At 39.7% G+C, this 7,014-nt stretch carries 6 protein-coding genes and 1 pseudogene; all 7 read left to right on the forward strand.

The genetic code is table 11. The features are described from left to right. Positions 1-70 precede the first annotated feature (70 nt). The 7 genes and pseudogenes from CWC18_RS17940 (at position 71) to CWC18_RS17970 (ending at position 6,934) form a co-directional block, all read left to right on the forward strand. A complete protein-coding gene (locus CWC18_RS17940) occupies positions 71-334 on the forward strand; it encodes a DUF3081 family protein (RefSeq protein WP_138592854.1) in 264 nt (87 codons plus the stop codon). A 15-nt stretch (positions 335-349) separates the two neighbouring features. After that, a complete protein-coding gene (locus tag CWC18_RS17945; protein ID WP_138592853.1) occupies positions 350-676 on the forward strand; it encodes a hypothetical protein in 327 nt (108 codons plus the stop codon). 228 nt (positions 677-904) lie between these two features. Next, complete coding sequence (locus CWC18_RS17950; protein ID WP_138592852.1) at positions 905-2,509, forward strand: AbgT family transporter; 1,605 nt, start codon at positions 905-907, stop codon at positions 2,507-2,509. Positions 2,510-2,699: 190 nt separating this feature from the next. Next, a complete protein-coding gene (locus CWC18_RS17955; protein WP_138592851.1) occupies positions 2,700-3,335 on the forward strand; it encodes a glutathione S-transferase family protein in 636 nt (211 codons plus the stop codon). Between the two features lie 366 nt (positions 3,336-3,701). Continuing rightward, positions 3,702-4,796 (forward strand): annotated as a pseudogene (gene zapE / locus CWC18_RS17960) (cell division protein ZapE). Positions 4,797-5,046: 250 nt separating this feature from the next. Continuing rightward, the gene (locus CWC18_RS17965; RefSeq protein WP_138675822.1) at positions 5,047-5,442 is read left to right on the forward strand and encodes a hypothetical protein; all 396 of its coding nucleotides are present in this window, start codon (positions 5,047-5,049) and stop codon (positions 5,440-5,442) included. A 214-nt stretch (positions 5,443-5,656) separates the two neighbouring features. Further along, complete coding sequence (locus tag CWC18_RS17970) at positions 5,657-6,934, forward strand: methyl-accepting chemotaxis protein (RefSeq protein WP_138593767.1); 1,278 nt, start codon at positions 5,657-5,659, stop codon at positions 6,932-6,934. The last annotated feature ends 80 nt before the right edge of the window (positions 6,935-7,014 follow it).

Genomic DNA, 7,014 nt, shown 5'->3' on the forward strand with positions numbered 1-7,014 from the left:
ATTTAACATACTTTAGTTATCTTAGATCATATCGCACTTTATCTACGTATAGATAGCCAAGGAGAAAATCATGAAAAACGATATTAACAGTAAGACTATTTTAAGCGTGTTCGAATTCATACAGAAATATGGTGAACAAACCAACGACGGCAAACATTATCAAGGCCTAACGGCATTCTCTGACTTTGATGGTTATACCGTTTACCTAACAGGCAGTGGTGTCATGATGCGATACGGGTTTCATAATACGTATCATCTGGATTATGAACACGATAAACAAAAACATGATTTCCTAAGTAAAGTCGAACAGATCCATAAACTGGCAACGCAATAAAGAAATAGAGGCCTTATGTATAAACCAAGACATCAAACGAAAACCCGAAATCCAAAGGCTGATAAAGTCACTGTAAGTCCTTTTATCGGTGAAGTACTCGCGGAACTGCAACGTGCGCCTCACAAGGTAAAAATTATTCAAGATAATTGCGACCATTATAAAACCCAAATACATTTAAAACGCGGATTTTTAACAGCAATTGAGCGGATAGAATTAGTGCTTATCATCGACAATGACATAGGCAGGATCACACAACAAATTCTTGCTAACGACTACATAGGCAACCGTATTCGCCGCTACCCTCTTTTGTTTAGAGGCATACTGGATAATACCCATACCTAACATAGCAATATTAATCTAATAACGACCAAAGCTACCACTGTGGGATATCAATCAATGGCCTCACATCACTAGCAGATACCTGCACCTGCGATGTTTTTCACCAATTACTGTTGAATTAAGCAAGATTTTATTTTTAACGCATTAATGACATAAATCACCGTATCTAAATGACCAATGACTGAAAAAGTGATACCTTATCGCCAATTTTTAGACTAGAGAACAAAAGCTATGTCAAATGCAGTAAAGACACCAGCTCAAGGGGATGACAGCTCTCAACAATCTAAGGGGTGGTTTAACCGCTTTTTAGCTACCGTTGAATTTTTGGGTAATATGCTTCCCCACCCAATCACATTATTCGCTATGTTTTGTGTAGCAATTGTTGTTTTTAGTGGCATTGCCGATTGGTTTGGCCTTAGCGCTATAGACCCTCGCCCTGTCGGCTCTGCTGGGCGCGATCCGGATGGTGTTATTGAAGTAGTCAGTTTGTTAAGTGCGGAAGGTTTACAAAAAATCGTCACCGGCTTAGTCACTAATTTCACCGGTTTTGCGCCATTAGGAACCGTATTGGTTGCCTTGTTAGGGGTCAGTGTTGCCGAACATTCAGGTATGCTATCAGCTGCAATGCGCGGTATGGTAATGGGTGCTTCAAAGCGTCTTGTTACATTTATGGTAGTATTTGCTGCTATTTTATCAAACACGGCCTCAGAACTTGGTTATGTCGTACTTATTCCACTAGCAGCCATGATTTTCCACAGTTTAGGTAGACACCCGCTTGCAGGGTTAGCGGCTGCATTCGCCGGCGTATCGGGCGGATATAGTGCAAACTTATTGCTCGGTACCATTGACCCACTTCTAGCAGGGATCACAACCCCAGCAGCGCAAATGATCGACCCGAACTATCAAGTTGGTCCAGAAGCAAACTGGTACTTCATGATGATTTCAGTTTTTTTGATCGCAATTGTTGGTACGCTGGTCACTGAAAAAATTGTTGAACCGCGCTTAGGTAAATACAATCCAGACGAAGCAAGTACAGATTTAAATGATAACAACATTCAGCGCCTATCTGACAAAGAGCGCTCAGGATTAAAATGGGCTGGAGTGTCTTTGTTAGTCGTTTCTGCATTGCTTGCGCTGACCATTTTACCTGAGAATGGCATTTTACGTCACCCAGAAACGGGCGCTGTAGCAGGGTCTCCCTTTCTAAAAGGCATCGTCGTCTTTATCTTTGTTACCTTTGCCATACCCGGTTTTGTGTATGGCCGTGTCGTTGGAACGATGAAAAATGACCGAGATGTTATTGACGCAATGAGTAAGTCAATGAGCTCTATGGGTATGTATATTGTATTAGTGTTCTTTGCAGCACAATTTGTGGCATTTTTCAAATGGACAAACCTCGGTACAATTTTAGCAATCAATGGCGCGGCATTATTGCAAACTCTAAGCTTAACTGGCCCAGAAGTATTTGTGTTGTTTATTCTTATGTGTGCCATGGTTAACTTAACTCTGGGCTCATCGTCAGCACAGTGGGCAGTAACGGCGCCTATCTTTGTTCCGATGCTCATGCTAATTGGTTATGCACCGGAAACAATACAAGCAGCTTATAGAATTGGGGATTCAGTGACTAACCTGATCACGCCAATGATGAGTTACTTTGGCTTAATACTCGCTGTAGCAACCAAATATAAGAAAGATATGGGCATTGGTACGCTTGTTGCCACTATGCTGCCATACAGTATATTTTTCCTTATCGGGTGGGTCGCACTGTTTTATATCTGGGTCTTTGGTTTCGGCTTCCCGGTTGGGCCAAACTCACCAATTTACTACACATCTTAATGTAGTAATAAAATGCCAGCTAACGCTGGCATTTTTGTTATTAAGCTAAGGATATTGTATTAACTAACAAAAAAGGAGCCACTGTAATTTGTTAAATGGCGGTCTCTCACCTAAAGTTGTTGGGTAGAAATTGCCAAAAAAGGAGCTTAGGTTTCGTATGAAACATTTAGACAAATCACAAAGGTAATTTATGTATACACTTTTTTATTATCCCCGTAATGCCAGTCTCGCACCACACTTTGTTTTGAAAGCCTTAGATGTACCATTTCAACTTGAGCTCGTTGACAGAAAAAAAGTAGCACAAAAATCGGCGCAGTATTTACGGTTAAACCCAACAGGACGGATCCCAACCTTAGTCGATGATGATTTTGTTCTGTGCGAAAGTGCTGCCATATGTTTGTATCTATGCGAGAAGCATTCAGAAAAAAATCTAATTCCAGATGCACCACAAGCTAAAGCTGAGTTTTACCAATGGTTGATGTACTTAACAAGTACACTACAAAATGAATTAATGGTGTATTTTTATCCCGAACGACACACGCAAAATGCGATTATGTATGACGATATCATCAAAACACAACAATCCAGAATAAGCGACGCGCTAGCAATCCTAGATCAAAAACTAGGTAACAATAGCTACCTAGTTAATAATCAATTTACTGTATGTGATTGCTATATGTTTATGCTTTGTATTTGGGCTGACGAAATAGCTAAACCGCCGCTAAGCTTCACACACTTAAACCGTTATTTAAAGAATCTTGCTAGACACCCAGTAATTGCAAATGTCTGTCAATTCGAAGAAACAGACCTCACGATTTATAAATAAATTGAGATTTATCCGAGAGGGTTGAAGCCAGCTCTCTTATATATTAAACTTTTCCTTTGACAGCTGTAACGACGGTGTATGAGCTTGAAACACATGCACCTGACACACCCACTGTGCGAGTACTTATGTCCCTTCCCTCTAACCTAGCCCGTTGAACACCTACAATCTTGCGATAACTTTAACTATAAAACAGTAATTTGAGACCATATTATTTCGCTGATAGGTAAAAGTACAATCATCATTACACACATAGGTGTTTCAGCTTTGCCATCCCTGCTTACTATACATCACAAGTTAATTCGTTAAGCTAGGTTAACGTCATTTAATATGCTCTAATGTCGTTAAATGATTTACTCCATAAGAAAAATGCTACAACAATATCAACACCTTATTCAAACTGGAGAGCTTAAACATGATCCTGCGCAGCAACTTGCTCTTGATTACTTAGCCAATTTACAACACACCCTGCCCAGCGAACACACAACTAAAGGTGCTTATTTATACAGACCAGCAGGACGCGGTAAGAGTATGTTGATGGATCTATTTTTCAATACCTTGCGCAATACGCCAAAACAACGCCTTCATTTTCACCATTTTATGGCAGCAGTACATCAGGATTTGAATACAATACAAGGTACGCAAGACCCTTTGCGTGAAATAGCCAAAAGCTGGGCAATTAAAACGCAAGTTTTGTGTTTCGACGAGTTTTTTGTTTCTGACATTGGTGATGCCATGATCATGGCACGCTTATTTGATAACTTATTTGAATTTGGATTGGTACTTGTTGCGACTTCTAATTGTGAACCCGATACCCTCTACCGAAACGGGCTACAAAGAGACCGCTTTTTACCAACCATTTCACTCATTAATGAGCACTGCCAAGTTATTAGCGTTCATGGTCACGTTGATCATAGATTTAATCATGGCTTTAATCCCAAATACCTGTTTACTGGTGACGAAACGCCATTTAACGCAAAGTTACATGAACTGTTGGGCTCACATTTACCCACTAATACATCATCTCAAAACATAACGATATGCAATCGAGAGATCACTACACTATGATTTAACGATAATATCATTGCTTTCGATTTTACAGCGATTTGTTCTGCTCCGCGTGCCGCTTCAGACTACATCACGTTAGCAAAACGCTTTCCTATTTTATTGATAAAAAACGCCCCCCAAATGGGCATGGAAGCAGTCGATACAATCACGGTACAAGGTATAGAAGATGGTTACAAACGAGCTCAAAGCCATACAACAGCGCATCAACTAGATGATGAAGCACGACGACTCATTGCGTTAGTCGATGAGTACTATGATCAAGGCTGTTTGATCATTCTACACTGCGAAGTCGAACTCCACTCTCTTTATGTAGGTAAGCAACTGGCATTTGAGTTTGAGCGAACCAAAAGCCGTTTAGTCGAAATGCAAAGCTGGTCGTTAGATGCACCAACGTAGCATCTTAAGATGTTAGATAAACATACACAACAGGATCAGCAATTTCACCTTACTCATACACATCACGAAAATTAGTCGTCCCTGTTACCTCTAAGTTTAGGTCAAACGCTAAAGCTAACATTTCGACAATTAAAAAAGATCTAAAATGATCTCATTAGAAAACGTGATAACATAACCTTTGCAGTAAAAAAGAATATGTTATACCATATGGTTATATAGCTAATATTATGCTTGTTGAAGAAAGGAAAACATGGCAATTTTTGATTTAAACACATATTCAAATAACACCCGCATAATTGCATGTGTGGCAATATTTATCTCTGTTACAGCTTGGGCAGTTGAATTAATGGGTGCTGTTTATGTATGCCCATACTGTCGAGTTCAACGATCAGTTATTGGTATTCTAGGGATCACTCTCTTAATGCCTTATGCCCACCATTGGATAGCCAAATATACAGCACTCGTCGTTGGTTTTTTTGGCGCTGTCGTTGCCTCTAATCAGCATTTCATGGGTTGGAAAAAAATATCAGCGGGGACATTTTCATTTAACAGCAACCTAGCAATAGATCCATTTCTTTTGTCAGGCTTTGCATTGTTCATCATCACCGGCTTAGTGACCTTAATTTTAAGGAAAAAACCAGATTAACACTATACTTAAATTAAGTTAGTGAAATGTACGTTTAACCAAATGAGTCTTGCTTTTTGCAACAACAAGGCTCACTTACTCAAAATCTTGTTGGAGCTTTAAGCTCTCAGTTAAACGCGATAAAGCAGGATCAAACTCTCACCAAATAACAACAGCAAAAACAAGCTAAGCAATTAATAAACGCTACACGCTATGACCAATCCGGTTACTTTTTATGTTTGACCTAAATGGCAATATGGTAAGCAACCCGATCAAACCAAAGTTAAATGGTCAATCAATGACGCTGCATTCCAAAGACTTTTTTTCTTCGGCATTCAAAGATTTCGTAACTACTGCCAAACGCGATGGCCAAGGGTTTGTAGAATATCTATGGCCTAAACCAGGCTCTGCAGAGCAAGAAAGTAAAACATCCTATATTTTACGGTTAAACAACTGGAATTGGGCTATTGGTACAGGGATTTATTTAACTGACGTACAACAGGCTTATCGGCACATCATCGTTCAAATAATGATTGAGACACTCCTGTATATCGGTTTATTGCTCCTTTTGTCGCACATCATAGCTCGAAATATCACTAAACCACTGAGTAAACTTACACGTACCATGGGACAAATCACCTTGGACAAAGATCTTACCATTCAATTGAAAAGCCAAGGTAATGACGAGCTATCCGTCATGGCCAAAACGTTCAATAACATGAATCAGCACTTTAGAGATATACTAAACAATATCAATGGTAATACCCATTCACTCGCGTCTCAAGCTGAAGAATTAGCCTGTGTAACCAACCAAATCCAAACAGGAATAAAGCAGCAAAATAATGATACAGAGTCAGTGCAAAATAAAATCTCCGCGTTGAGTAAATCATCAGAATCTGTGTATTCACAATCAAATATGGCAGCCATTGACAAAGTCGCCGCCAGTGTATCGCAAGCTGAAAAAGCGGTGGCCGAACTGCAACAATCATCTACTGAGATTGGCGCTGTGCTAGATGTGATAAATAAAGTCGCTGAGCAAACTAATTTACTGGCGTTAAACGCTGCGATAGAAGCAGCTAGAGCCGGTGAACAAGGTAGAGGCTTTGCTGTTGTTGTTGACGAAGTGAGAACATTAGCTATACGTACACAGCAATCTACCGATGATATTCAAAATATCATCGCTAAACTGTATCAAGGAGTCTTTGCAACTGTCTCTGAAATGCTTACTTGCAAACGCGCTACAGAGCAAGGGTTAGAAACAGGTACTCTGTGTAATGACACATTGAATAAAATAGATACCGCAGTGAAATCTCTTAGCGCAATTAATATTGAAATTGCCAACTCAGCCCAAGTGCAAACTCAAAATACCATTGATATTGCTAACAGCATGAGTGGCATTGCCCAAGTAGCGAGCCAAACAGAAACGGGCGCAGAACATACAAAAGCATCGAGCCACAATTTAAGTGAGATGTCACACCAACTAAATCACTTAGTGAGTGAATTTAAAGTCTAATTAAAGTTTAGTCAAAAACCACAACATTAAAAAAGTTATGCTGTTTGACTTTAGATATTGCGCAGGGCAAGATCATGAAC

The organism is Pseudoalteromonas aurantia (genome assembly GCF_005886875.1).
In the GTDB taxonomy this organism is placed as follows: domain Bacteria; phylum Pseudomonadota; class Gammaproteobacteria; order Enterobacterales; family Alteromonadaceae; genus Pseudoalteromonas; species Pseudoalteromonas aurantia_A.